The sequence below is a fragment of the Candidatus Pseudothioglobus sp. Uisw_041 genome, from assembly GCF_048087625.1.
Classification (GTDB): domain Bacteria; phylum Pseudomonadota; class Gammaproteobacteria; order PS1; family Pseudothioglobaceae; genus Pseudothioglobus.
The window spans coordinates 574,332-600,345 of record NZ_CP159805.1 but is presented as its reverse complement, the minus strand read 5'-3'; the positions used below and the strand labels follow the sequence as shown (position 1 = coordinate 600,345).

Sequence of the window (26,014 nt, the reverse complement as noted above, 5' to 3'; positions counted from 1 at the left end):
CCACTAAAATACCTATCTTACAATTTATTCAACACATAAGGGTATAAAAAATGAAATCACTAATGATGACAAAATATGGCGATGCAAGCACAAGCTTAAAAGTGCAAGAAGTGTCTATTCCTAATTTTGGTAAAAATCAAATACTTATTAAAACTCATTCTGCAAGCTTTAATCCAATTGATTATAAGATTCTTAGAGGTGACTTTAAGGCTATGGGAAAGATACAATTTCCCAAGGGCATTGGAAGAGATGTCAGCGGTATTGTTGAAAAAGTTGGGAAAAATGTAAAAAACTTCAAAGCTGGAGATAAAGTATATTCAAGAATAGCAGAGGACTTTGTTGGAACTATGGCAGAGTATGTGATTTCAAATGACAACGACGCTGCCCTCATTCCTTCAAATCTTAGCTTTAATGAATCAGCTAGTATACCTTTGGCTGGTCTTACCTCATATCAGGCGCTTGTAGATGTGGCAAAACTATCTTCTGGAGAAAGTATTTTAATACACGCTGGATCTGGAGGGGTTGGCACTATTGCCATTCAACTGGCAAAACATCTAGGGGCAAATGTGACCTCTACCACAAGCACTAAAAATGTTAAATTGGTGAAGGATTTAGGTGCAGATAAGGTTATTGATTACACCAAACACAACTACCTTGATGAAGGTGCTAAGTTTGATGTTGTGTTTGATACTTTGGGAGGCGAACACACACTTAACGCATTTAAAGTTTTAAAAGATGGTGGTCGGGTAGTATCTATATCAGGAGCTCTTGATAGCATTACTGCAAAACAGTTTGGCCTAAACAAGTTTGTACGTTTAATTTTAGCTTTTCAAGCTAGAAAAGTTACCAAGGCGGCTGCAAAAATGAACGCAATGTATCGGTTTCTATTCATGTCATCGAGTGGCGCTCAGCTGAAAAAGATAGCGCAATTATATGAGTCTGGCTTAATCAAGCCAGTGATAGACAAAACGTATGATTTTAAGAGTAGCATCCAAGCGCTTGAGTATCTATCAACAGGTCGTGCCAAAGGGAAAGTTATTGTGAAGATAGTAGAATAAGTTTAAGCCTAATTAACATCGAATTTCCCTCTAACTTATAGCTAGGGGGAAATTTGTCAATGCTAGAAATAATAATTAGCTATGCCGTATGTATAAAGCCCAGTAAAGATTATATTAATCCATTTCAGTTGTTTTTCAGTATGAAGCCAAGCACAGTAAACCCAGATTAAGCAAAAAGGAAGTCCAATAAACATTGTGTAAGGATACAAGTCATTGATAATTGCAATTGTACTGAGAATGCCTAGGAATAATGCTAACCACTTCAACTGTTGTTCATATTTAGCAAATCGCATCACTCAAGTCTTTCCTAGAAAAAATAGGATTATATGCCAACTTGGACTAGATTTAAAATTTAGTTTAATTTTTGAGAAATAAGTTATTGTTGATTACTCAGATTAATGTCCTCTGATAGTGTCTAAAAATTAAAAATTTGAGATTGTTATAGCGTATATTTACCTTAAGTCAGATTGAGCGCTGACATTAACTATTCTCATTAATAGGTAAGAATATGAACAAAATAATTAATCCAAAGAATCACAAAAATCTATATTTTGCTATAGGATTTACTTTAGTATTTATCTTGTACATATCATTTGTTTGGGTGCCTCTAAGTAGCTGCTTCAGCATAGATATTGGGATAAAATCACTTGGTCTTGCTAATTATAATATAGAGATGGTTCAAGGTTTTTTTCAGGCAAGGGACCAGGCTCAACTTTTTTGCTATAGCCAATTCCTTAAGTTTTGGGACGTAATTTTTGCCGTTATTTCTACTGCGATGTTTGGCTCTTGGATTGTGTATTTCTTTAAAAGCAAGCGTCTATTATTAGTAGCTCCTACTGTCCTTGGTATGATCGCCGATTGGTCTGAGAATTTTCTTGAATTATTGATGTTAAAAACTTATTCAAATTCAGGCGCAATATCTGAAACACTGGTTTCATTGGGCTCTGGACTTAACATATTTAAATTGACAATGTCAGGCCTGACTTGGTTGATCATCCTTGTTGGAATAATACTTGCCTTAAAAACTTTCCTAACCAAGCCTAAACTAACTTAATAAACCAGTTCAGACAAACGAATTAGAAGCTTACTTTCACTTGATGAATAAGCGATTAAAGATTATTTAACATTAAATTTAAATACAATCTCTCTATCAAATGCTCTCTCATCTAGAGGAAGTGGAAGAGGCGATGATTTGAAGACTGCTCTTCTGATGGACGCCCCAAATTCTTGTGCATTGCTTTTTGAAATTAAAGGTAAAGCACACCCTAGAATTTTTACGCTCTCTACAGCACCATTCTCAGCTTGATTAATTAGAACATCGCAACTCCAACTGTCTTCTGCACCTTCATAGCGCCAAAATTGTTTTATATTTGCTTCAACACTCTTAATGTAGGGTGACTTTAAAGTACTCATTTGAGATGAGCTTTGTTCTACTTCAGAATCTTTATTAAGGCTGTTCCTTTGTCTTTCAAACTCTTCATTTCTTTTTGTTAATGCCTCAATACGAATTGCTTGTTCTTCAGGATTTAGCTTTGACATTTGACATATGAAATTTAATAAGATTTCATAACCAGTGTTTGGCTCATAGTATTCCCAAGAACTAATCATATTATTTTCAATGCCTTCACCCTCTCCCATAGGCATTGAAAAATTAACTCTTTTATTAACTTTAAACCCCTTTAAATTGCAATCACCCTGAGCATTAGATTTAGCACTCCCATCAGTCCATGAATCCATATAAAGCCAATAAATGAAGCCTTCTCGCTCTTCCAGTGTTGTAAAGTCGATATATAAAGAGGAATTATTACCTGGCAGAACAGTTGTCCACTCACCATAAGCATTAAATGAGAGTATTAGAGAAGACAATAATAATAGTAGTTTATTTTTCATAGTGATTATTCTAAATGGAACATATAAATGATAGATGAAGATTAGGAGTTATTTAGATAAAGATGACTATTTAGATAAATCTGAACAAAGTCTAAACTCTTTTCAAATACTTAACCTCTGGGAGCTGAGATTGCTTTTTGAGGACTGTATCGAAGGAATAGAGCTATAGCAAGGATAAAAGCAACACCTTCCGCAATTGAAAGAGCGGCAATAAAACGGAAATCGGATAGTAAGCTATAAAAAAGTATTAAAAGACCAGTTGGAAGAATCAATCCCCGACTCATAGCTAGAAGCGCAGACTGAAAAGGCAAATGAATAGCCGTTAAGTAGCCAGTTATCATCATATTAAAGCCAGCAAAAATAAAAATTGGCCAAACATAAGTCACAAATTCCAAAGCCAATGCTACAGTCTGATCGCTATCCTTCTCATTAACAAATAGATAAATCAAAGGCTCACTTGCTGTAAGCAATATAGTTATAAAAAATAAACTTAATAAGGCAACTATAACGCAAGCAGTTTTAAGAAAGGCTCGAGTGCGCTGTGCATTTTGAGCTCCATAATTTTGAGAAATCATCACCTGACTTGTGTCCTCGATGGCAAAGAACATCATAAAGCCTGTCATCAACATATAGTTTACAACAGTAATCGCAGCAACGCCATCAACTCCAGCCCTCTGAATAAGCATCCAGTTAAAAATAAAGGCAATAATAGCGCCAGAAACTTCATTAATAAATTCAGAAATGCCGTTGTATGCTGCCTGAAATACTTCCATCCATTTGTTCTGTCGAAAACTAAAACTTAAGGTCCTCTCTGGCATGAAAAAATAAAACAGAATAACTAATAGCGATAAAACTTCTGATATACCTGTTGCCCACGCTGCGCCAGCTAATCCCCAATCATAAACTGCAATAAATAAATAGTCGAGTGCGATATTAACTACTGCACCAACTCCGAGCGCAATGGCCGCAAGATTTGGCAAGCCATCCAAACGGATAAAGAAATACAGAGGGATAATAATCAACTGAAAAATGACAAATGGCATGATGATGCGGTAATACTCACTCATCACTGGAAACAGCTCTTTAGTAGCACCAAGACTCGCAAATATCTGCCCTTCAAATACTAAGGTCAGAGTAATAGACGCAATACCATAGAGAGTCATAAAAATGAGTGACTTACTGAAGATTGAAGATGCAGCTGACTTATTTCCCTCGCCAAGATATTTTCCACCTCGAACTGAGCCACCAATCGACATCATCATACTAACGCCGAATAGCAGAGTAATTATTGGAATAATAAGATTAACTGCAGCTAGAGCAGTAATACCCACATAGTTTCCAATAAAAATGCCGTCCACCAATGAGGAAGATGTCATGGCAATTAAGCCGAGAACAGAAGGAATCAGATACCTAACGAACGTAGGGAAAATCTCGCCATTAAGAGCGTCATTATCTTTACTGAAATCAGCATTCATTGGAATTCGAATCTATGTTTTAATTGAATGCCATTTTCACACAATTTACTCAAAGTAATTAGAGCTTGTAATCTATTAAAAAATGGCGGAGCGGACGGGGGTCGAACCCGCGACCTCCTGCGTGACAGGCAGGCGTTCTAACCAACTGAACTACCGCTCCAATTTTTTGGTGGGCGCTACAAGACTTGAACTTGTGACCCTCGCCTTGTAAGGGCGATGCTCTCCCAACTGAGCTAAGCGCCCAAAAAAAATGCCCGAATCACTTCAGGAATCGGGCATATTATACTGACAAAAATCTATCTAGTTAACAGATTCCTTTAATAATTTGCCTGCTTTAAATGCTGGAGCATTTGAAGCTTTAATTTGAATCGTAGCACCTGTTTGTGGGTTACGGCCACTTCGAGCTGCACGCGCTCTAACTAGGAAACTACCAAAACCTGTAATAGCAACTGAATCGCCTTTTGCTAATGCACCAGTAATAGCGCTAGTTGTTGCATCTAAAGCGCGAGCTGCGTCTGCCTTAGATAAACCTGAGTTGTCAGCAATGGCTGAAACTAAATCTGATTTATTCATTTTTCATAATCCTTATATGTTTATAAATTTAACAAAAACCAAAATATATTATGGCGTTCAAAATGGATTATACATCATTAAACCCCTGTCTCAAGCCATATCTAGCAATAAAATACAAATAAAATATTGCATAATATGCAATTTTCATAAAAATACTTTAACTTTCAATGGATTTCAAGTGAATAGCAAATTTTTCATCCCAAACATTTTGGTCAATTTCACCAATATGCTTATACAGAATAACGCCTTCTTCATTAACTAAGAAAGTCTCAGGCGTTGCATAAACTCCAAGATCCATTCCAATCTTACCAGTTGGATCAAATATAATTTCATCAAAAGGATTGCCCATAATTTCTAAATACTTTGCACCATTTTCCCTGGTGTCTTTGTAGTCAATACCTATCATTTGTAAGTCTGTATTTTCAGCAATATTCATAATCATTTGATGCTCTTTTCGACAGGTAGTGCACCATGAAGCCCAAACATTTACTAAAGTCATATTACTAGCTAGCAGATCTGAAACTTCAATAGTCTCATCTGTGTAAAAATCTTTACCTTGAATACTGGGAAACATTTTTCCTAGAAGTGGAGAAGGCAGTTTGCTTGGATCTGAATTAAGACTCAAAAACAAAAACACTGCAATAATAATAAATACAATTAATGGAATTAGTTTTTTCATTCTTTTGCCTCAATCGATTGTAATGCGGCGGCAACTTCAGGCGGCATATAGTTTTCATCGTGCTTAGCCAATACATCTGTCGCTAGAAATGTATATTTGCATTCCTTATCAAGCAAATTTTTAACGCACTTTGAAGTCAATGATCCACTCGTAACAACCCCCTGCCCCTCTCTAAAAAGATCAGGCAGAATGCCTTGATAGTTTACTTCAATTGATTTATTATTATCTGTCACAACAAAGCTTACCATCATGTCTCGTCTTTGAACACTATCTTTTTCAACGAGCCCACCCACTCTAAAACTTTTTCCAATTGGCGCCTTCCCATTAGCTACATCAGTTGGCGTATAGAAATATAAAAGATTTTCATTAAACGCTTTGATTCCTAAATAGCCAGCTGAAAACACGCCAAATAAAAGAAGTGCAACAAGAAGCATACGATTTTGTCTTCGAGTCATTATTTTCTTGAATACTTATTTTGTAGATTGATTAAGGCTTTTTTATGATTCCTATTCGCACTTAAGAACAGAGTAATAACTGTTATAGCAGACACGCCATATGCTAGCCACACATAAAATGCATATTTACCATAAGGAAGAAAGGAAAAATACTCTACCATTGTCATGAGACTGCTCCAGTAACTTCTTCTTGAACCCACCGCGAATTTTGCTCACGAATTAAAACTTCAGTTCTAGCTTTAATAGCCACTAATAATGCATAAAGGAATATAGAGGCAATGAACATTAGCGCTAGAGCAATTTGCATATCAGGATCTTTTAAACCACCAGTACCAACTGAGTAACCCTGGTGAAGTGTATTCCACCATTTAACTGAGTAATGAATAATGGGTAAATTTACCAAACCAACTAACGCTAGGATTGAGCTTGATTTAGCCGCAGTTCGTGGGTTATCAAACGCATTATTTAGAGACATATAAGCCAAATATAAAAAAAGCAAGATAAGCTCTGAGGTTAGCCTTGCATCCCAAACCCACCAAGCTCCCCACATTGGCTTTCCCCAGACAGCTCCTGTCACTAATGCAATAATTGTAAAGGCAGCACCAATAGGGGCTGAAACCTTTGCAACTACTTCAGCCATCTTAATCTGCCAGATAAGTCCAATACCTCCAGCAATAGCCATAATTGCATAAACCATCATTGATAAAATCGCACTAGGTACATGAATAAAAATAATTCTGTAGCCATCTCCTTGTTGATAATCGGCAGGAGAAACGATAAGCGCCCAGTATAGACCAATAACTAAAAAACCAATAAATGGCCAAAAAAACCAAGGGGTTAAGTTGGAGCAGGTTTGGTAAAAAATTTTAGGAGAAGACTGTCTTTGAATCCATTTCCACATAACTAAAAAAAGCTAAAAAAAAGATTTTATTTTAATGATTTTTGAGCGACGTTGTTTCGTAAATATATTGGTTGTGGGAGTTCAAATGTTGGGTTTTGACCCGACTCAATTGCATGAATCGACAAATCTACCAATTCGGATGCCTCGGGGCATATAGTAAGGTCAGTTACCTCAACATTAGAGGCTGTATGTAATTGATCATAATGAACTGCCCATCCTGTCCCTACCCCCACAAAATCATCTCCTAAGCAATCAACATCTTCAGGGCCACAAATTTTCATTTTATTAATAGCACCATGATCATAAACTGCCCAGTAAACCTCTCCCATACGAGCATCAAGCGCAATGGCAATTTTCTCTTTTTTAAGTATTTTAGATGCCCTAAATCCTAATAATTCAAGTGTTGAAAAACCAATGGTAGGAATACTGCAAGAAAGCGAAAGCCCCTGCACAACGCCAATACACATTCTCACGCCTGTAAAAGCACCTGGACCTTTTGAATATGCAATTAAATCGATTTCTTTTAATTGTCTTCCTGATTCATGAAAAACTTCGTCACAGAGTTTCAGGATGTGTCCAGAACTTTTTTCAACGTTTGTTAGGACTCTACTGATCCTTACTCCAGAAGAATATAATGTGACCGATGCCACCTCAGTGCAAGTATCTATAGCAAGTATATTCATCAAATTATTTTTTTATAGTTTTTATGCATGGACAAAATCATTTCAACACGCTTTTTAAGGCGATCAGGAAAATTCGCAGGATTGTAATAAGAAGGGCCTTTTAATAAGGCAACAAGCGTTGCCATTTCCTTTAAATTTAAGCTACTTATATCTTTGTTAAAATAGTGCAAGCTTCCACTAGCAAAGCCATGAAAAGCAGTGGAGCCTTGTTGGGCTAAATATACAGTATTCATATATCTTTCAAGAATGAATTTTTTGTCATATGAGAGCTCTAATAAGATTGCCATCAAAGACTCTTTAGTTTTTCTTGTTAATGTTTGGTCTCTTGAGAGTAGTGAATTTTTTATCAGCTGTTGGGTTATTGTACTTGCACCTCTAAGCTCTTTTTCATCGAATAAATACCCGTATAAAACTCTTAATATTTCCTTAAAGTCAACACCGTGATGATTAAAAAATGATTGATCCTCAACCAATAAAAGCATATTAACCAAGTCTTTAGGATAATCATCAAAAGAATACTGAGCTTGAATTACATCCTCTATTGATTCTATATCTGAAGAAAATTCAGCCTTAACTAAACTATTTAAATACAAAGTATACGAAATAAAAATGACCAAACACAATAAAAGTATTCGTTTAATCCATGAACTAGTAATTGGTTTCATTTTTTATACTTATAATTTTATTAGCGTCAGTAAACGCACTATTTTCAAGTAAGCTCGAGCAAGAAGAATGAAGCCACTTAAAGTTAGAGCTCTTAGCAATCTTGTGAGCGTTTTTTGGATTAACACCAGAGCCAGGCATAATTTCGATTTTACCCAGAGCTCTTATGTGCATATCATTGAGGACTGATAGACCTTCATTAGCCGTTTTAAAACCTCCTGAGGATAGAATACAATCAAAAGCTAAATTAGTAGCAATGTTTACTGCTGCGACTGGATTAGCTACTGTATCAATAGCCCTATGTAAAGTCTTTTTTAATCCAAAGGCATGCTTGATAAGCTTCTCTAGAAAAGTTTGGTCAATCTCCCCATTGACTAACGTAGCCCCAAAAACAACACCTTCAAAGCCAAAAGAACGAGCCATATCAATATCATTTTTCATTTGTCTTAAATCTATGGATGAATAATGAAAATTACCACGTTTTGGGCGAACCATAACACGCACAGGAATTTCAGCATTTGAAGCATGCTTCATTAAATTAGCTTCTGGAGTTAGTCCGCCATGAATTAGAGAGCTACATAGCTCTATTCTATCGGCATTGCCCTGAATACAGGCCTCTAAACCAGCTAAATTATCAATGCAAACTTCCAGTTTAGTTTCCATATAGTCAAATATAAATAGAGTTATTTTAAACAGTTCATCTCAATGCCTACATAATACGATAACAACAACAAATAATTGATAAATATAGATTAAGTAGTATAAAATACTCCCTTCCTTGCTTGATCAGCTTACGTTGGCAAGCTTTTTTTAACCCATAAGGAGATGTAATGAGACATTATGAAATAACCCTCATTGTCCATCCTGATCAAAGCTCTCAGGTAACGACAATGATTGAAAAATACAAAGAACTAATCACTTCAGGTGGTGGCATGGTTCACAGAGATGAAGACTGGGGTCGTAAACACCTCGCCTACCCAATCGATAAAATCTATAAAGCACATTATTTAATGATGAATATTGAGTGTGACAAAGATACTCTCGATAAATTGAACTATAACTTCCGATTCAATGATGCTATTCTTAGAAACTTAATAATTTCTAAAAAAGAGGCTATCACTGAACCATCAGTTATGGTTACAGAATCTGACAAAGATAAAGATCATGGTAAAGACAAAACCAAAGATCGTGTTGCTGACAAGAAATAGGAGATTGTAATGGCTAAAAAACAAGTAACTAAAAGACGTAAATTTCAAATCCCTATCAACCGTTTTTGTCGTTTTACAAAAGCTGGTGTTAAGGAAATCGATTATAAAGATGTTGAAACTTTACTAAGAAACATTGACGAGAGTGGAAAAATAACTCCATCAAGAATAACTGGCACAACCGCTAGATTCCAAAGACAGCTTACTACTGCAATTAAACGAGCTAGATTCTTGGCGTTAATTCCATACACTGATAAACACAAAAAATAGGAGGCCTTATGAAAGTAATTTTATTAGAAAAAAATGAAAAATTAGGTAGCCTTGGTGATATTGCAAACGTTAAGTCTGGATATGCCCGAAACTATTTAATTCCTCAGGGAAAAGCTAAGCCAGCAAATAAAGCTAATATGGCTACTTTTGAAACAATACGTGCAGATCTTGAAGCTAAAGAACTTGCAGCAATGACAGATGCTCAATCAAAAGAAACTGCCATGTCAGATGTTGTATGTACAATTACAGCGAATGCAGGTGAAGAAGGAAAACTTTACGGCTCTGTTAGTCCGGCCGATATTGCTGAAAATCTTCTTGCACAAGGCTTTGAGGTTGAAAAAAGAGACATTAATATGCCTGAAGCCATAAGAAATATAGGTGAATATGAAGTTACAGTTTCTCTTTATGCAGAAGTTGTTGTAACAGTTAAAGTAATAGTTATCGCTGCGACCGAATCAGAATAAGTTAATTCAAATCACATAAGTAAGTTAAAATAAAAAGCCCTTTTTGAGGGCTTTTTATTTTTCTAAACTGCGCTAATGGATATTGAAAACCCAAAAATACCGCCAAATTCAATTGACTCTGAGCAATCAGTTCTGGGTGGTCTTTTATTGCATAATGATTCTTGGGACAATGTAGTTAACATAATTAGCTCCGATGACTTCTATCAAGCCTCTCATCGCATCATCTATGACGCAATAGTCATCCTTCTTGAGCATGACAAACCCGCAGACATTCTTACCGTTAAAGAGCAGGTTATTAAGACACATGATGAAGAATCTATTGGAGGTTTTGCTTATCTAGCTCAAATTGCAGAAAACACGCCAAGCGTTTCAAACATTGATGCTTATGCTAAGCATGTAAGAGAGCTTTCAATCTTTAGACAATTAATCAAGATTGGAAGAGAGCTGGCTGATACTGCCTTCCATCCAAAAGATATCGAAGTAAACAATTTACTAGATTTATCTGAAAGAAAAATCTTTGAAATTGCAGAGCAGGTAAGTCGTAACAAACAAGAAATTACAAATGTAAAAGATATTATTAAAGATGTGGTTAATCGCGTTCATGAAATGCAAGAAAAGAAAGGCTTTAAGGGAACTGAGACGGGTTTTTCTGAATTAGACAAATTAACATCAGGACTTCAAAATGGTGATCTTATTATTATTGCAGGAAGGCCAAGTATGGGCAAAACAGCATTATCAATGAATATTGTAGAGCATGTAGCTATTCATAATTCAACGCCTGTAGCGGTTTTTAGTCTTGAGATGCCGATGGAACAATTAGTAATAAGGATGATTTCATCTTTTGGACGAATAGACTCAAGTAAGTTACGCGATGGTGATATGTCTGAAATTGATTGGAATAGCTTTAATCATGCAGTAAGGGCCTTTGAAGAGAATACAATTTTGATTGATGAAACGCCTTCAATCACGCCAACTGAAATTCGCGCAAAATGTAGAAGACTCAAAAGAAAATATCCTGACCTTGGCTTGATCATGATAGATTACTTACAATTAATGACTGTTCATGGAAAATCAGAAAATAGAGTTCAAGAAATCTCAGAAATTTCACGCTCATTAAAAGCACTTGCTAAAGAAATTAATGTTCCAGTGATTGCACTCTCTCAGCTTAATCGAGGTGTAGAGTCGCGCACAAAAACTGGTAAAGGAAGAATACCTCAAATGGCTGATTTACGTGAATCTGGCTCCATTGAGCAAGATGCTGATATTATTGGATTTATATATCGTGATGAAGTTTATCATGATGATGCTTATACTAATCCAGAAGAAGTGGGAAAGGCTGACTTAAGAATAGCGAAGCATAGAAATGGTGCGACTGGTAATATAAAACTAGCTTTTGTAGGACAGTATTCTAAATTTGAAGATTTAGCTTTTGAAGATAGATTTCAGGGTGTAAGTGATGATCAAATGGACGCATCCTATGTTAAAAATATGACAAATTTTGATCAAGGCGACTTCTAAAGCATCTTTAAAAAACCTTTCAAACTAGATTCCATGAACTACTCCTTTATTCAAATCAGTGATTGTCACATAGATGATGAAAAAAATGTATGGGGTACTGACTCTCAAAAAAATCTTAGCACTATAGTCAAAAGTATTTCTAAAAGAAATTATAACGCACTAATTATTAGTGGTGACTTGGCTCATAATGGAACTGCCTCTTCCTACTCAACACTTAAAGACATAATCCAGCCAATCAGTGATAATCTATTTATTCTCCCAGGAAATCATGATAATAAATTAAATTTATCCTCAGTATTTAGTGAGCATTATTTACCAAAACTAACAATTGCTGATTGGGAAATAATTTCTATAGATTCTGTTCAAGAAAATAAAACTAGTGGTTTTTTAAATAAAGCAAAACTTAAATTACTAACTAAAAAAATTTTATCTTCAACTAAAAAATTTATTGTTCTTTGCCTTCATCATCCACCAATTTCTATGGAAAGTGATTGGGATGATAAAAAATCCTTAGAAAATTCAGATGATTTTTTTCATACTATAGATAAGTTTAGTAAAATTAAGGCAGTTATATGGGGTCACGCTCATCAAAGCTCTGAATTTAATAGGAATAATGTAAAACTCTTTTCATGTCCATCGACTACTCTTCAATTTAATGGTCCTGAAATGATTGGCTATAACCACTTCAATTTGAGTGATAAAGGTGAGATTAATTGTGAGACAGTGTGGCTATGACAAACGATCAAATACTAAATAAATTAATTTATAACCAAAAAAAAGTAACTTACTCAAATATATCTGACATTTTTGAACTTAACTTTAAAAAAATTTCTAGACTTATACCTCTTCTACCTTCTATTAAGGATGACTTTGTTGGAATAAAAAAACCATCTAATTACCTGTTTTTACTTTGTCATGATAAGGCCCCGTATACTGGTACATATACTTTAACTCACAAGATTAAGTCTCAAGAGGTAATTATTAACCGGCCAGATATTTGTTTCAAAATTTATTTTGATGCAAGACTTTTAGAGGTTACCTCAATCTGCAAAGAAACAAGAATTAATGACTCTCATCCTTTAATTACTGACTGTAGTGATTTAGCCTTTCAATTAGAGCTTAATCTCTTCATGCTAAGGTGGCTAGATTATTGTTTGGAAAGGTACAATGGTGCTGAATGGTCAAAAAGCAAATAAAAACTGAAAGCACGAAATTAGTCATTGCAATCTCCTCAAGGGCATTGTTTAATCTTGATTACTCACACCAAATTTTTAAAAATGAAGGCATCAAGGCATACGCAAAACACCAACAAGAAAATGAGCAAGTAGTTCTTGAACCAGGCGTAGGGTTTACTTTGGTTAAAAAATTACTTAAATTAAATAGTAAAACAACGCCAATTGATGTCATCTTACTTTCAAGAAATAGTGCTGATACAGGCCTAAGAATTTTTAACTCAATCGAGCATTATGGTTTAAATATTTCAAGAGCAGCGTTTACTCGTGGTGAAAGTACCCACCCTTTTGTTGGTGCCTTTGAAGCGGACTTGTTTCTGTCTAGTAACTATAATGATGTTCAAAAAGCTTTAAAGTCAGGCTATGCAGCTGCATCAATTATTGAGTCAAAATCAAACCATAGTCATCCCTCACAACTCAGAATTGCCTTTGACGGGGATGCAGTTATTTTTTCGGATGAATCTGAAAAAATATTTCAAGAGAAGGGTCTTGAAGCTTTTCATGAAAATGAAGTCCTGTCTGAAAAAATTAAATTAAAAGCTGGTCCATTTAAATCTTTTCTGGTCTCTTTACAAAAAATTCAATCAACATTTCCTGAAGAAAATAATCCTATAAGAACTGCATTAGTTACTGCAAGATCGGCCCCAGCACATAAAAGAGTTATTCACACTATGAGAGAATGGGGGATACGCATAGATGAGTCATTTTTTCTTGGTGGTCTTGAAAAAGGTGTCTTTCTAAGAGAGTTTGGAGCAGATATTTTTTTTGATGATCAGCAGCAGCATTGTGACTCAGCATCTCAGTATGTTTCTACTGGTCATGTCCCAAGTGGAATTAAAAATTTATAGCATTTTAAATAGAACTTAATTATTGCTTAAACTCACCATGAGATTTAATTGGTAAAATACGAATTATTATTATTTAAAGTTTACTGATGTCAAATAAAATCCAAGCCATTCGAGGAATGAATGATCTGTTGCCAGCAGACTCCACCCTTTGGAGTTCTTTGGATGAAACTATTAGTAATCTCCTTATCTCTTACGGCTATAAATATTGCCGCACTCCAATTGTTGAAAGTACTGAAACTTTTTCTCGTGCAATTGGAGAAGTTACAGACATTGTAGAAAAAGAGATGTACACATGGGAAGACAATAATGGTAACTCTTTAACTTTAAGGCCTGAAGGCACAGCTAGCGTAGTTCGAATGATGATTGAGCATAATTTGCCGCGCGAAGGAATACAAAAGGTTTTTTATAATGGCCCAATGTTTAGGCATGAAAGACCTCAAAAGGGAAGATACCGACAATTCCACCAAGTAGGGGCAGAAGTTTTTGGAGCTTCTGATGCCAAAATTGATGCTGAATTAATATCTATTACAGATTCACTCTGGAAATCTCTTGGAATCAATGCAAGATTAGAAATTAATTCACTAGGTTCAAAAGAAAGTCGATCTGCTTATAGAAATATTCTTACAGCCTTTTTTAATGAAAATATAAGCCAACTGGATGAAGATAGTTTGCGTCGATTAAAAACAAATCCTTTAAGAATTTTGGATAGTAAGAATAAAGACCTTGAGTTATTAATTTCAAATGCCCCCAAAATGATTGATCATTTAGATGATGAATCTAAAGAGCACTTTACTATTTTAAAAACCTATTTAGATAATCTAGATATTCCTTATGAGGTTAACCCAAAACTTGTAAGGGGATTAGACTACTACAATCAAACTGTATTTGAGTGGATTTCAAACGATTTAGGGTCACAAGGCACTATTTGTGGTGGTGGGAGATATGATGGTTTAGTTGAAAAAATGGGTGGTAGTCCTACACCAGCAATTGGCTTTGCAATGGGCTTAGAGAGAATAGCTCTTCTAATTCAAGACAAAAAAAGTCAGATTGTTATCAAGAGATGTCAACTCTATTTTGTTACCCTAGGTGATAAAGCGCAGATTGAGTCAATGAAGCTGTCCAAAAAAATTCTTCAGGCACTCCCTAACATCACACTTAGTAATGACTTAAGCATGGGGAGCTTGAAAAGCCAAATGAAAAAAGCAGATAAATCTAATGCTGACTTTGCTTTAATTCTTGGAGAAGAGGAGTTATCAAATAATCAGTTGAGTATTAAGCCCTTAAAAGGCCAAGGAGTACAGCAATCGATTGAGCTTGAGGGTATCATTCAGCATCTTCAGGAGATATTATGAAAAATTTTATAGAAATTAGCGACACGGAAGAAGAGCAAGTCGACAAAATTAAAAAATGGTGGAATAGTAACGGCAAGCAAATTATTGGTGGAGCTGTTCTTGGTCTTGCAGGAGTGTTTGGCTGGAATTCATATGGTGATTATCAAGATAATCAGGCTTTGAATGCTAGAACTTTATATTTAAGTTATGCTTCAGATTCCACTAATATTGGGGCTTACGATAAGCTTATTAAGGACCACTCTTCAAGCAGTTATGCTGATCAAGCAACGTTCTTAATGGCTAAATATTTATTTGAAGCTGGTAATTATGCTCTTGCTCTTGATGCTCTAAAGCCTTTAATAAGTCGTGAAAATGTTGTTATAGCTTCAACTGCCATTTTAAGATCAGCTTCACTTCACTTGCAGCTTGGTGAACATAATGAAGCACTTACAATTCTTGATGTTGATGCTGGGGAAGGATTTTCTGGTCTATTTTACAATCTCACTGGTGATATTTATTTAGATCTTAGTAACAAAGAAGAAGCTAAAAAATACTATAGCCTTGCAATCGAAAATATTACTGCTAACTCAAGCCTTACCCAACTAATTCAGATTAAGTTAGACGATCTGAATTAATATAAATTTTTTAGAAAATTGTGAGCTACCCCATCATCTCATTGGTTGGCAGGCCTAATGTAGGCAAGTCGACACTATTTAATCGTCTTAGCAAGTCTCGTCAGGCGCTTGTTTCTGATTTTGAAGGTCTAACGCGTGATCGTCAATACGTGAATATCGAGCTTGAAGATGACATTCATTGCACAATTGTTGATACTGGCGGTATGACACACGAAGAATCAATTATTGATTCTGGGATACATGCTCAAGTACTCAATGCACTTAATGAGTCAGATGTAATCTATTTTATTGTCAGCAATAAAGATGGTGTTACTTCTCTTGATCTAGATATTGCTTCTCAGCTGAGAAAACTCCGAAAAAACATTATCTTAGTATGCAATAAGGCCGAAGGGTTAAATAAAAGTTCAGCTGCAGAATTTTATGAACTCGGACTAGGGGATCCTTGCCTTATATCAGCTGAGCATAATCAAGGAATTCCAGATCTCATTGAAAAAACAATTCCTCTTCTTCCCGCTGCAACAGAAGACATAATCCCAGAAGTTAAGGGAATTGCAGTAGCTGTTTTGGGCAGACCTAATGTTGGTAAATCAACACTCATAAACCGTATATTGGGTGAAGAAAGGGTTATGGCGGTTGACCTTCCTGGAACAACTCGTGACTCGATTTTTATCCCTTTTGAGCGAGAAGGTCAGCAGTACACCTTAATTGATACAGCTGGAATAAGGCGCAAAAGAAGTGTCAGCCATAAAGTTGAAATTTTTAGTATTATTAAAGCTAAAGATGCAATTGAAGATTCACATGTTGTGGTTCTAGTTTTAGATGCACACGAAGGCGTGACTGAACAAGATGCTACTCTTTTAGGAATGATAGCCGACAAAGGTCGTGCACTTTTAATAGTAATTAATAAATGGGATGGTTTGGATGATTATCAAAAAAGTGAAGTAAAAAGAAAACTTGATATAAAGCTTTCATTTATAAATTATGCCTCAGTTCATTATATATCAGCCCTTCATGGATCTGGTGTTGGAAAATTATTTGGACCCATTAAAAGATCTTTTGAGCATGCTGGAGGCAGACACCCAACTTCACAACTTAATAGAATTCTAGAACAGGCTAATAAAGCCCACTCTCCTCCTCCTGTTGCTGGCAGACGACTTAGATTAAAGTTTGTAAATCAATCAGATGTTTTTCCACCAACTTTTACCTTTCATGGGAATCATGTTGATAGCGTTCCAAGTAGCTATGAACGTTTTTTAAAGAATTTCTTTATTACATCTTTAAAGCTTACAAATACACCTGTAAAAATCCAGTATAAGAGTGGTGAAAATCCATTTAAAGATAGGAAGAATATTCTTTCAGCCCGACAAGTCCAAAAAAAGAAACGCCTAATGAGATTCGTAAAAAAGAAATAAAAACTTGAAATGTAACAAAGTTAAAGGTGTGATTATTATTAGAACCTTTTGACTGAGAATTCAGAAATTGGAATTGGGGGCTTAGACTTGGTAATAATCGACTCAACAATTTCTGCGGTAACTGGCGCCAAAGTTAGCCCAATATGACCATGTCCAAAGGCATAAATAATATCATTACCTTTACTAGATTGAGAAATAACTGGTTTACTATCTGGAATTGATGGACGAAAACCCAGCCATTCCCTACTTGGTTTTCCTAAGTCTGGAAAAAAACTTAAAGCTCCTTTTTCTAAGTGGTTTACTCTATGCCTAGAGATTTCTGGACTGAGCCCTCCAAGCTCAACAGTACCAACAACTCTTAATCTTCCAGTCATTGGAGACATATAAAAACCACTCTCTGCAGAGCAACAAGGTCTATTTAATAATGGATCTTTCATGTCATATTCAACATGATATCCACGCTCAGCATCTAAAGGAATATTGTCCCCAACCTGTTTTGCAAATTTCTTGGAGTATGCACCAGCCGCTATGACTAGATGTTTGGATATAACTTCTGATTTATCTGCTAAAGTTACCTTAACCCCTTCACTAGTCCTCTCAATTCCATTGGCTGCTTTCTTAATAACCTGACATCCTTTTTTAACACTTGCATCTAATAATAGTTTTGTCATTTTTCCAGGATCGCTCATATAAGATCCATCTGGGAAATAAGATGCGCCGCCCTCAGAAAAATTCAAATTTGGCTCTAGCTTATTAAGTTCTGATGGGTTTAACATTTCGGCATTTAAACCATACTTCTTCCGATTATTAATATCCTTCAAGCCAGATTCATAGGAAGAATCTGTTTTATATAAGTAGATATTACCATTCCTATTTAATAAAGATTTGCCATTTATCTGATCTGCAAGCTCTTCCCAACGAAGTCGTGAATTTGCTAAAAGATCTGTAATTGCCTGGGCGTTTTTAGCAGCTTGCTTGGGCATGGATTGGTACAAAAATCTAATCAGCCATGGTGCTAATGAGAGAATTTCAGAGCGCTTTATAGAAATAGGGCTATTTTTATTAAACAATAAAGATGGTATTTTTTTTATAATTTCAGGAGAGCCAATGGGTAGAACCGCATATTCAGCTATTGTTCCAGCGTTACCGTACGAGGTTCCAGTTCCTGGCTCTTCAGGATCTAAAAGAATTACCTCTCTACCAGCATTTAGCATCTTTAGGGCAATGGATAAGCCTATTACTCCTCCACCCAAAATAACTACATCAGTTTTTAGCATTGGACAAGATTTTAATAACGATTAACAATGTTTAATACAAATAAAACTTAAGAGAGTATTAGATTATGAGCTTGCTTTGCTGCCTTGATAAAACTTTCAAATAAAGGATGGCCGTCTCTTGGCGTAGAAGTAAATTCTGGATGAAACTGACAAGCAACAAACCAAGGATGGTCTTTAATTTCAACCATTTCAACTAACAGGCCATCAGAAGACCTTCCTGAAATTTTAAGGCCAGCCTCTTCAACTTTAGAGATAAGGTTATTATTAACTTCGTATCTATGGCGATGCCTTTCAACTACCTTATCTGAACCATAAATTTTTTGAGAATGAGTACCCTTTACTAGCTCACACTCTTGACCACCGAGCCTCATAGTTCCGCCTAAGTGTGACTCTGAATCACGTTTTTGAGTTTCTCCATTTTCATCTTGCCACTCAGTAATAAGTCCTATAACAGGATAATCTGTGTTTTCATCAAATTCTGTACTATTTGCTCCGTCCATTTGTGCCATATTTCTAGCAAACTCAATTACAGCAACTTGCAGGCCTAAGCAAATTCCTAAGAAAGGAATATTATTTTCACGAGCAAATTGAACTGCTTTAATCTTTCCTTCTATACCGCGTAATCCAAAGCCACCAGGCACCAATACTGCGCTCATTTTACTTAAGGCGCCAGCACCATTTTTTTCGATCTCTTCAGAATCAAAATAATGAATATTTACTTTGGTTTGGGTATGGACTCCAGCATGAATTAGCGCTTCTGAAAGCGATTTATAAGACTCTGTTAAATCCATGTATTTTCCAACCATCGCAACATCAACACTATGGTTAGGTCTTTCTAGTCTAGAAACAACATTCTTCCATTCTGATAAATCTGCTGGACCACATTTAAGTCCTAATTTTGATACAACAACGTCATCAAGACCCTGCTCATGAAGGTCTTCAGGAACCTTATAAATGGTGTCTTTATCCAAAGACATGAAAACTGAATTTTCAGCAACATTTGTAAATAAGGCAATTTTTTTACGATCTGAATCTTCAAGTGGGTATTCTGATCTACAAATAAGGATGTCTGGTTGTATTCCAATCCCACGAAGCTCTTTTACAGAGTGCTGAGTTGGTTTAGTCTTTAGCTCACCTGCTACTTTAATATAAGGAAGAAGCGTTAAATGGATGAATAAGGTATTCTCACGACCAAGTTCTAAGCTCATCTGCCGAATTGCTTCTAAAAATGGAAGAGACTCAATATCGCCTGCCGTACCGCCAATTTCTACAAGGGCTACATCTGCATCTTCAACACCTTCCTTCATTAATTTTTTTATTTCATCAGTAATATGAGGAATGATTTGAACCGTTGCGCCAAGATAATCACCTCTTCTCTCTCGCTCTATAACATTTTGATAAACTCTTCCAGCTGTAAAGTTATTCTTTTTCCCAAGTTGAGTTCGAACAAATCGCTCATAGTGACCTAGGTCTAGATCAGTTTCAGCGCCATCATTGGTAACAAAAACCTCACCATGCTGAAATGGACTCATTGTTCCAGGATCAACATTTATATAAGGGTCTAATTTAAGAAGGGTAACGTTGAGGCCTCGAGTTTCTAGAATTGAAGCCAAAGATGCTGAAGCTATCCCCTTACCTAAAGAAGACACAACACCACCAGTTATAAAGATGTATTTTGTCATGTAAAACTAACAAAGTTTGAAATAGTTATGATACACAAAATTAGGTAGAATATGGTCACATCCAAACAAACAAATCACGATGGGTTATAGACAATTTGTAAAGAGACTGTTTCCATATTTAAAAGATCACATTGGAAAACTTATCTTTACTTCAATAATGATGGTTTTTGCTACGGTATTGGAGACTTCAATACCTGAGATTACTGGCCAAATAGTTGATACATTATTCTCTTCTAATCGTTCGAGTGATGCTGCGTTTTCATACTCATTAATTCTATTCACTGTTATAGCAACTAGCTCTATATTTGCCTTGATATCAATTAGCGCAAGCTCTTGGATTTCTAACAAAGTAATATTAGACCTGAGAGTTAATATGTTTGAAAAACTTCTTAAACTTCCAAAGTCTTACTTTGATAACAATACAACTGGAGAGACACTTTCTAAGTTAACCTTTGATGTTGAGCAAATCTCTGCTGCAGCATCAACTATTTGGCTAGAATTTATAAAGTCTTCATTTACTGTTGTAATATTAACAGCTTATCTATTCTATAAAAATTCTCTACTAAGCCTTATTCTTTTAATCCTTCTTCCGCTTGTATATTTTGCAGTAAAGCTATCTACCGCTAGAATCAGAAAAGGTTCAAAAAAAGTTCAAGAATCAATGGGCAAAATGACACATCTTCTTGATGAAAATATCTCAGGAAATGATCTAATCAAAATATATAACGCCCAAGCAAGTGAGCAAAACAATTTTTTTAATATTATTAATACGATTCGCCAGCAAAGATTTAAAGTTGATATGGCAAGCGGTCTTAATACTTCGATAGTAAACGCTTTAATTGGACTAGCTTTAGGCTGTGTTGTTTATTTATCATCCACTTACCTAATCATGAGTGCAGGTGATTTTTTAGCTTACTTTACTGCAATGGGTATGCTAATTAAACCTGCCAAGACACTTATAAATATTAACAAACCTTTACAACAAGCAATTATAGCTGGAGTTAGTGTTTTTAATTTAATTGATGAAAAACCTGAAGCTAATATTGGTAATAAAAAAATGGATCAAACAACTGGAGATATTTATTTTGATAATGTAAGTTTCTCTTATGACAACAATAAACCCTCATTGAAAAATATCACTTTAAGTATTAAGCAAGGTGAGACAGTTGCACTCGTTGGCTCCACAGGAAGTGGAAAGACAACTTTGGTTAATCTATTAACTCGCTTTTATAGCCCAACCAAAGGCAAAATTGCTATAAATAATGAAGATATTAATAGCTTCGATTTAGAGTCATATAGATCAAACTTTTCTTTTGTCGATCAGAATGTACGACTATTTAATGACACTATTAGTGGTAATATCGCCTTTGGACAGAAAGATAAGATGTCTATGGATTCAATTATTAATGCAGCAAACGTATCCAATTCAATTGAGTTCATTGAAAAACTAGTTAATAAATTTGACTCTGACATAGGTGAAGACGGCGTAACCTTATCAGGTGGTCAGCGCCAAAGGCTTTCCATTGCTAGGGCAATTGCAAAAGACAGTGCTATTTTAATTCTTGATGAGGCAACCTCAGCGCTCGACTCTGCAACTGAAAAACTTGTTCAGTCAGCAATCACTAAAATGCAGAAAGGACGAACCACAATCATTATTGCTCATCGATTAAGCACAATTCAAAATGCAGATCGTATTATCGTTTTAAAGGAGGGTGAAATTATTGAGGAAGGCTCTCATAAAGAGCTCATTAAGGCCTCTGGGGAATATGCAAAGCTTAACCAGCAGCAACTTTAATAAACTAACTTTCATTGTCTTTTATTCGATCTAGTGCGTCTGATAAATCTCTTCTATGAGATTAAGTAGCGGTGGGGATTTTAATGTATTAAGCCGCCTTAGCAATGTGATCTAGAAAAGCGTCCATATTCTATTACTATCGAGCTCATCTCTGCACTGGGAGAGCTGAGTCTTGTAGGTGTTAGATTTACTTTCAACTTTTTTTGCGATATCAATCAGCCAAGCTTTACTTTCATAGCTTTTCTTATTAAAGCCACCATGTCCCTCGTGATATGCAAGATACTGGCGATATGCATCTGTTTTACTAATCTTAGAGCGTAATGAAGACTGGTTAGCATACCAGCCAACAAAATCAATCGCATCAGCAAAATCATCTCTTTTAGCAGTCTTGTTGCCAGTTTTAAGTTGATACCAGTCCCAAGTCGCTTTTTTAGCTTGGGTATAGCCAAATGAATCTGTTGGCCTTGCGCCAGGTATGATTCCAAAAATTTTATTTCGTGGTGGTTTTGCTTTTGAAGCAAAGCGAGACTCTTGATGAATGATTGCCATCTGCAAATGCATCGGCACTTTCCATTTCTCCTCACTGAGCTTAGCTGCTCGATACCAACTCACCTTCTCATCAAGCAAATTACAGATGTTAGTAACTTCTCTAGCAGGCGTTGAAAAACACCCAGAAACAGAAATTACAACTAACAAACTTAGGACAAACAGTTTTTTCATTTAAGCAATAAAAACAAAATAAGCAATAATCAACTGAAAAACCAATAAGACACCAAACATTGCTTTAATATCATTGTCAGTTAAAGGTTCTGACTCTTCAACAACCTTCTCTAACTTAACATCAATAGCAACTAAACCTTTATCAGAGTTTTCAACTTTAAATTTAACCCTAGTATCAATTCTTAAACGTGATTTATTAAAAACATTTTTCTGGTGAACGAAATACTTTTCATTGTCATCTCCCGTAATAAATCCATAACCTTTTGTACCAAATTGGGCGACTATGCCCGTCATTTTTTTAGCCATTACATTCTCACTTTTTGCAGACAATATACTGCTTTTTCAACAAAATCTACTCCTTGAAGTAGGAACATTGGCTCATTTTCAATATCACTAATATTTTGAAGTTCTTGACATTGAAACGAACCACCATAAAGTGAGTCAACCTCCAACTTACTTACAGCATAAGGCGGGCCAACCCATTGATGTTGAGGATAGTTTAAAGTTAACAATAACACCCTGACATCTTTTAATATTATATCATTTAAATGATTAACATATTTCTGTCTTAACGCCTTATCTAAGGCAATAAGTGATGCACGATCATAAACTGCTTTAACGTCAACTAAGTGGTTTGCTTTTAACGTGAAGAAGTCACCACAGAATATTTGAATTCCATCACCCTCATAAAGCATTAAATCATCAACTTTGGAAACAGAATATTCTAATTTATTCTCACTAAAAAACTGCTCAATAGCAATCTCACTCATCTCTATACCAACAACTTTAAGGCCTCTTTTTAATAGATAGATCATGTCAACACTCTTACCACAAAGTGGCACAAAAATCTTATCACCATCAACTAAGTTGAGCTTTGAAAAATAATCAATCAAATTCTGGTTAACTTGGTCTGCATGCCAACCGATTTTATTGCTCTCCCATCTACTGTGCCAGTCTGTCATATTTATTCCTTGATATAATAGAGAGTCATATTAGTTAATCATCAAACATTATGACCCATTTTAAAAGTGGCTGGTCAGATTATTTAAATCCTGAAAAAGAAAAGCAATATTTCATAGCTTTAGATTCTTATCTTCAATCAAAAATGAATTTAAATATCTGCCCGCCCAAAGACTCTTGGTTCAAAGCACTAGAGTATTCAAGCTTTGAAAAAACCAAAGTAATCATACTAGGACAAGATCCTTATCATGGAGAAGGTCAGGCAGAAGGCTTAAGCTTTTCAGTTCCAAAAGGTATTGTTATTCCGCCGTCACTTAGAAATATCTTTAAGGAGCTTCAAAGTGATGATGTGAGTTTCTGTAAACCTGAGCATGGAAATTTAGTTTCGTGGGCTAACCAAGGCGTACTTCTTCTTAATAGTGTTCTTACAGTCGAGAAAAATAGCCCTGCTTCTCATGCCAGTCTGGGCTGGGAAAACTTTACAGACCAAGTCATTAAAATTTTAAGTAGTCATAAAAAAAATTTAGTGTTTATTTTATGGGGCGCTTATGCAAACAAGAAATCTGAATTAATTGACAGCAATAAACATCTGATACTTAGCGCCCCCCACCCTTCTCCCTTTTCAGCTTACAAAGGCTTCTTTGGCTCTAAGCATTTCTCTAAAACGAATAATTACCTTGTATCAACGAATCAAGAAGCCATTGACTGGAGTATTGGCCCATGAAGTTAATGATTGATGATGCAGTATGGGGTTATAAAGAAATCTTCTCTAGTTTTGGTGAAATTACCACCCTTCCAGGTAGGCTAATTACCCGAGAGAGTTTATTAGATTGCGAGATACTTATTGTCAGATCAAGAACCAAAGTCAACAAACAGCTCCTTGACGGAACTAAAGTCAGGTTTGTTGGCTCGACAGTAGCTGGGCTTGATCATGTTGATGAAAATTATTTAAAAGAAAATGCTATTTCATTTGTATCTGCCCAGGGCTGTAATGCCAATGCAGTAACTGAGTATGTCATTAGTGCTCTTTCCAATCTAGCGAATGATCATAACTTTGATTTATCAACTAAAACGCTTGGAATAATTGGTGTTGGGAATGTTGGTTCTAGGTTAGACTTTAAAGCAAAACAACTTGGGATAACGACTCTTCTTAATGATCCTATTCGTGAGGCCAGTGAAGGGAAAGATAAATTTGTTAATCTTGATATAGCCCTCAGTGCTGATATTGTAACTTTCCATACGCCTCTAACATTCTCTGGCGCCCACCCTACTTTCAACCTTCTTGGAAGTCAAAACTTTAACCTCATTAAAGAAGATACGATATTAATCAATGCAGCTCGAGGAGGCATAGTCGATGAAAGTCTATGGGAAAAGACCAAAACAAAAGAAAATATAATAGACTGCTGGGAAAACGAGCCCAATATTAATAATAAACTACAAAGTAACGCATACTGGGCGACACCTCACATTGCAGGGCACTCAATAGATGCAAAATTTATGGGTAGTTTTATGATTTATAAAGAGCTATGTAGCTTTACAAAAGCTCCATTTAATAAAGAAATTGAGTCACTGATTAACCCTCAAATAAGGCCCATTAATGAAAGCTCTCTTCATGAAACACTCAACTCAATATACTCATTCTTTGATGACCATGAAGCTCTCAAAGACAGTTCAAAGTTTGAAGATTATAGACGTCATTATCCTGAGCGCTATGAATGGAAGCATTTTCATACAAATTTTATTATTCCTCATAAATTAAAGTAAGCTCATCCCCAATTATGTAATATGTTATTGACATAAAGTATGTTATACATTACATTAAGTATGTTATAATTTACATATTAAATAACTTATAAATATAGATATGAATATAAAAATTAGAAATACTTTAACCGAAATAATTGCAGTAGCAATAGCAATTACTTGGATGTACTCTAAATTAAATGGAGCCGCTAATATGAGTATCGCTTCAATTACTCAAGTGCTTGTTCAAAGCATTGGAATATCTATACTTGCAGCTATCTTTTCTGCCATAGCTATCCACATAGTTTCAGCAATCATTACTAAGAGCAAAGAAAAAAATGTAATAGATGAAAGGGACAATATGATTGAGTTCTATGCTTTGAGATTAAGTAATGTCATATTTGGTATCTCCCTTGTAATTATTCTTGCTCTATTAGGATGGTTTAACCTACCTATAAACTTTGGAATAATTGCTATAACTTTGTCAGTGTTCTTAGCAAGCATTTGTAGTACTTTTTTGAAAATATATCTCTATAAATAGTTAT

Annotated in this window: 32 protein-coding genes and 2 tRNA genes; 16 read left to right on the top strand and 18 right to left on the bottom strand. The window is 35.4% G+C overall.

The window, feature by feature from the left end:
- The first annotated feature begins 50 nt into the window (after positions 1 to 50).
- Complete coding sequence (locus tag ABXT44_RS03045) at positions 51 to 1,058, top strand: NADP-dependent oxidoreductase (protein ID WP_416688024.1); 1,008 nt, start codon at positions 51 to 53, stop codon at positions 1,056 to 1,058.
- A 62-nt stretch (positions 1,059 to 1,120) separates the two neighbouring features.
- Here ABXT44_RS03045 and ABXT44_RS03040 read toward each other — a convergent pair whose 3' ends face one another.
- The gene (locus ABXT44_RS03040; RefSeq protein ID WP_333907962.1) at positions 1,121 to 1,351 is read right to left on the bottom strand and encodes a peptidase; all 231 of its coding nucleotides are present in this window, start codon (positions 1,349 to 1,351) and stop codon (positions 1,121 to 1,123) included.
- Positions 1,352 to 1,566: 215 nt separating this feature from the next.
- Here ABXT44_RS03040 and ABXT44_RS03035 point away from each other — a divergent pair, with 215 nt between their 5' ends.
- Positions 1,567 to 2,112, top strand: a complete 546-nt coding sequence (locus ABXT44_RS03035) for a hypothetical protein (protein ID WP_416688022.1) — start codon at positions 1,567 to 1,569, stop codon at positions 2,110 to 2,112.
- 62 nt (positions 2,113 to 2,174) lie between these two features.
- Here the strand turns inward: ABXT44_RS03035 and ABXT44_RS03030 are convergent, their stop codons facing one another.
- The 12 genes from ABXT44_RS03030 to ABXT44_RS02975 form a co-directional block, all read right to left on the bottom strand.
- Positions 2,175 to 2,948, bottom strand: coding sequence for a surface-adhesin E family protein (locus ABXT44_RS03030; RefSeq protein WP_416688020.1), 774 nt, complete (start codon positions 2,946 to 2,948; stop codon positions 2,175 to 2,177).
- A 110-nt stretch (positions 2,949 to 3,058) separates the two neighbouring features.
- On the bottom strand, positions 3,059 to 4,423 hold the full coding sequence (locus tag ABXT44_RS03025) for an MATE family efflux transporter (protein WP_416688018.1): 1,365 nt from the start codon (positions 4,421 to 4,423) through the stop codon (positions 3,059 to 3,061).
- 83 nt (positions 4,424 to 4,506) lie between these two features.
- Positions 4,507 to 4,583, bottom strand: a tRNA-Asp gene (locus ABXT44_RS03020).
- Positions 4,584 to 4,590: 7 nt separating this feature from the next.
- Positions 4,591 to 4,666, bottom strand: a tRNA-Val gene (locus ABXT44_RS03015).
- A 57-nt stretch (positions 4,667 to 4,723) separates the two neighbouring features.
- Positions 4,724 to 4,996, bottom strand: coding sequence for an HU family DNA-binding protein (locus ABXT44_RS03010; RefSeq protein ID WP_271537511.1), 273 nt, complete (start codon positions 4,994 to 4,996; stop codon positions 4,724 to 4,726).
- 157 nt (positions 4,997 to 5,153) lie between these two features.
- Entirely contained in the window at positions 5,154 to 5,675 is a 522-nt protein-coding gene (locus ABXT44_RS03005) for a DsbE family thiol:disulfide interchange protein (protein WP_416688016.1), read from the bottom strand.
- Positions 5,672 to 6,133 carry a cytochrome c maturation protein CcmE gene (gene ccmE, locus ABXT44_RS03000; protein WP_416688409.1) on the bottom strand — a complete coding sequence of 154 codons (462 nt, stop codon included), beginning with the start codon at positions 6,131 to 6,133 and terminating at the stop codon, positions 5,672 to 5,674. Before ccmE ends, ABXT44_RS03005 begins: the two co-directional genes overlap by 4 nt.
- On the bottom strand, positions 6,130 to 6,291 hold the full coding sequence (ccmD, locus tag ABXT44_RS02995; RefSeq protein WP_271537513.1) for a heme exporter protein CcmD: 162 nt from the start codon (positions 6,289 to 6,291) through the stop codon (positions 6,130 to 6,132). Before ccmD ends, ccmE begins: the two co-directional genes overlap by 4 nt.
- Positions 6,292 to 6,293: 2 nt before the next feature.
- Complete coding sequence (locus ABXT44_RS02990; protein ID WP_416679127.1) at positions 6,294 to 7,031, bottom strand: heme ABC transporter permease; 738 nt, start codon at positions 7,029 to 7,031, stop codon at positions 6,294 to 6,296.
- Positions 7,032 to 7,057: 26 nt separating this feature from the next.
- Entirely contained in the window at positions 7,058 to 7,714 is a 657-nt protein-coding gene (tsaB, locus tag ABXT44_RS02985) for a tRNA (adenosine(37)-N6)-threonylcarbamoyltransferase complex dimerization subunit type 1 TsaB (protein ID WP_416679124.1), read from the bottom strand.
- A complete protein-coding gene (locus ABXT44_RS02980; RefSeq protein ID WP_416688015.1) occupies positions 7,714 to 8,379 on the bottom strand; it encodes a transglycosylase domain-containing protein in 666 nt (221 codons plus the stop codon). The genes tsaB and ABXT44_RS02980 overlap by 1 nt, the downstream gene beginning before the upstream one ends.
- Complete coding sequence (locus ABXT44_RS02975; protein WP_416688013.1) at positions 8,363 to 9,040, bottom strand: copper homeostasis protein CutC; 678 nt, start codon at positions 9,038 to 9,040, stop codon at positions 8,363 to 8,365. The genes ABXT44_RS02980 and ABXT44_RS02975 overlap by 17 nt, the downstream gene beginning before the upstream one ends.
- A 167-nt stretch (positions 9,041 to 9,207) precedes the next feature.
- Here ABXT44_RS02975 and rpsF point away from each other — a divergent pair, with 167 nt between their 5' ends.
- From rpsF to der, 10 genes are all read left to right on the top strand, one after another.
- A complete protein-coding gene (gene rpsF, locus ABXT44_RS02970) occupies positions 9,208 to 9,585 on the top strand; it encodes a 30S ribosomal protein S6 (RefSeq protein WP_271537518.1) in 378 nt (125 codons plus the stop codon).
- 9 nt (positions 9,586 to 9,594) lie between these two features.
- A complete protein-coding gene (rpsR, locus tag ABXT44_RS02965; RefSeq protein ID WP_271537519.1) occupies positions 9,595 to 9,852 on the top strand; it encodes a 30S ribosomal protein S18 in 258 nt (85 codons plus the stop codon).
- 8 nt (positions 9,853 to 9,860) lie between these two features.
- Complete coding sequence (gene rplI / locus ABXT44_RS02960; RefSeq protein WP_416688011.1) at positions 9,861 to 10,316, top strand: 50S ribosomal protein L9; 456 nt, start codon at positions 9,861 to 9,863, stop codon at positions 10,314 to 10,316.
- Positions 10,317 to 10,391: 75 nt separating this feature from the next.
- On the top strand, positions 10,392 to 11,834 hold the full coding sequence (gene dnaB, locus ABXT44_RS02955; RefSeq protein WP_271537521.1) for a replicative DNA helicase: 1,443 nt from the start codon (positions 10,392 to 10,394) through the stop codon (positions 11,832 to 11,834).
- A gap of 33 nt (positions 11,835 to 11,867) precedes the next feature.
- Positions 11,868 to 12,569, top strand: a complete 702-nt coding sequence (locus ABXT44_RS02950) for a metallophosphoesterase family protein (RefSeq protein ID WP_416688009.1) — start codon at positions 11,868 to 11,870, stop codon at positions 12,567 to 12,569.
- Positions 12,566 to 13,030 (top strand): DUF1249 domain-containing protein, encoded by a 465-nt coding sequence (locus ABXT44_RS02945; RefSeq protein ID WP_416688007.1) that lies wholly within the window; start codon positions 12,566 to 12,568, stop codon positions 13,028 to 13,030. The genes ABXT44_RS02950 and ABXT44_RS02945 overlap by 4 nt, the downstream gene beginning before the upstream one ends.
- Positions 13,012 to 13,914 carry a 5'-nucleotidase gene (locus ABXT44_RS02940; protein WP_271541173.1) on the top strand — a complete coding sequence of 301 codons (903 nt, stop codon included), beginning with the start codon at positions 13,012 to 13,014 and terminating at the stop codon, positions 13,912 to 13,914. The genes ABXT44_RS02945 and ABXT44_RS02940 overlap by 19 nt, the downstream gene beginning before the upstream one ends.
- Positions 13,915 to 14,000: 86 nt before the next feature.
- On the top strand, positions 14,001 to 15,266 hold the full coding sequence (gene hisS, locus ABXT44_RS02935) for a histidine--tRNA ligase (protein ID WP_416679111.1): 1,266 nt from the start codon (positions 14,001 to 14,003) through the stop codon (positions 15,264 to 15,266).
- A complete protein-coding gene (locus ABXT44_RS02930) occupies positions 15,263 to 15,880 on the top strand; it encodes a YfgM family protein (RefSeq protein WP_416688005.1) in 618 nt (205 codons plus the stop codon). The genes hisS and ABXT44_RS02930 overlap by 4 nt, the downstream gene beginning before the upstream one ends.
- Positions 15,881 to 15,900: 20 nt before the next feature.
- Positions 15,901 to 17,292, top strand: coding sequence for a ribosome biogenesis GTPase Der (gene der, locus ABXT44_RS02925; protein WP_416688003.1), 1,392 nt, complete (start codon positions 15,901 to 15,903; stop codon positions 17,290 to 17,292).
- Positions 17,293 to 17,330: 38 nt separating this feature from the next.
- Here the strand turns inward: der and ABXT44_RS02920 are convergent, their stop codons facing one another.
- Positions 17,331 to 18,569: an NAD(P)/FAD-dependent oxidoreductase gene (locus ABXT44_RS02920; protein ID WP_416688001.1), complete on the bottom strand. Its 1,239-nt coding sequence runs from the start codon at positions 18,567 to 18,569 to the stop codon at positions 17,331 to 17,333.
- Between the two features lie 47 nt (positions 18,570 to 18,616).
- Positions 18,617 to 20,251: a CTP synthase gene (locus tag ABXT44_RS02915; protein WP_271541163.1), complete on the bottom strand. Its 1,635-nt coding sequence runs from the start codon at positions 20,249 to 20,251 to the stop codon at positions 18,617 to 18,619.
- Between the two features lie 79 nt (positions 20,252 to 20,330).
- On the opposite strand from ABXT44_RS02915, the gene ABXT44_RS02910 reads away from it, so the two are divergent.
- Entirely contained in the window at positions 20,331 to 22,046 is a 1,716-nt protein-coding gene (locus ABXT44_RS02910; protein ID WP_416687998.1) for an ABC transporter ATP-binding protein, read from the top strand.
- A 111-nt stretch (positions 22,047 to 22,157) separates the two neighbouring features.
- Here the strand turns inward: ABXT44_RS02910 and ABXT44_RS02905 are convergent, their stop codons facing one another.
- The 3 genes from ABXT44_RS02905 to ABXT44_RS02895 are packed head-to-tail and all read right to left on the bottom strand — an operon-like array spanning position 22,158 to position 23,728.
- Positions 22,158 to 22,766: a transglycosylase SLT domain-containing protein gene (locus tag ABXT44_RS02905; RefSeq protein WP_416687996.1), complete on the bottom strand. Its 609-nt coding sequence runs from the start codon at positions 22,764 to 22,766 to the stop codon at positions 22,158 to 22,160.
- Positions 22,767 to 23,072 carry a cold-shock protein gene (locus tag ABXT44_RS02900; RefSeq protein ID WP_416687995.1) on the bottom strand — a complete coding sequence of 102 codons (306 nt, stop codon included), beginning with the start codon at positions 23,070 to 23,072 and terminating at the stop codon, positions 22,767 to 22,769. It lies immediately after the preceding gene.
- Positions 23,072 to 23,728, bottom strand: a complete 657-nt coding sequence (locus tag ABXT44_RS02895; RefSeq protein WP_416687993.1) for a thiopurine S-methyltransferase — start codon at positions 23,726 to 23,728, stop codon at positions 23,072 to 23,074. The genes ABXT44_RS02900 and ABXT44_RS02895 overlap by 1 nt, the downstream gene beginning before the upstream one ends.
- 50 nt (positions 23,729 to 23,778) lie before the next feature.
- Here ABXT44_RS02895 and ung point away from each other — a divergent pair, with 50 nt between their 5' ends.
- From ung to ABXT44_RS02880, 3 genes are all read left to right on the top strand, one after another.
- A complete protein-coding gene (gene ung, locus ABXT44_RS02890; RefSeq protein ID WP_416687991.1) occupies positions 23,779 to 24,450 on the top strand; it encodes a uracil-DNA glycosylase in 672 nt (223 codons plus the stop codon).
- Positions 24,447 to 25,490 (top strand): 4-phosphoerythronate dehydrogenase, encoded by a 1,044-nt coding sequence (locus ABXT44_RS02885; RefSeq protein WP_416687989.1) that lies wholly within the window; start codon positions 24,447 to 24,449, stop codon positions 25,488 to 25,490. The genes ung and ABXT44_RS02885 overlap by 4 nt, the downstream gene beginning before the upstream one ends.
- A 100-nt stretch (positions 25,491 to 25,590) precedes the next feature.
- Positions 25,591 to 26,010 (top strand): hypothetical protein, encoded by a 420-nt coding sequence (locus ABXT44_RS02880; RefSeq protein ID WP_416687987.1) that lies wholly within the window; start codon positions 25,591 to 25,593, stop codon positions 26,008 to 26,010.
- Positions 26,011 to 26,014 lie beyond the last annotated feature (4 nt).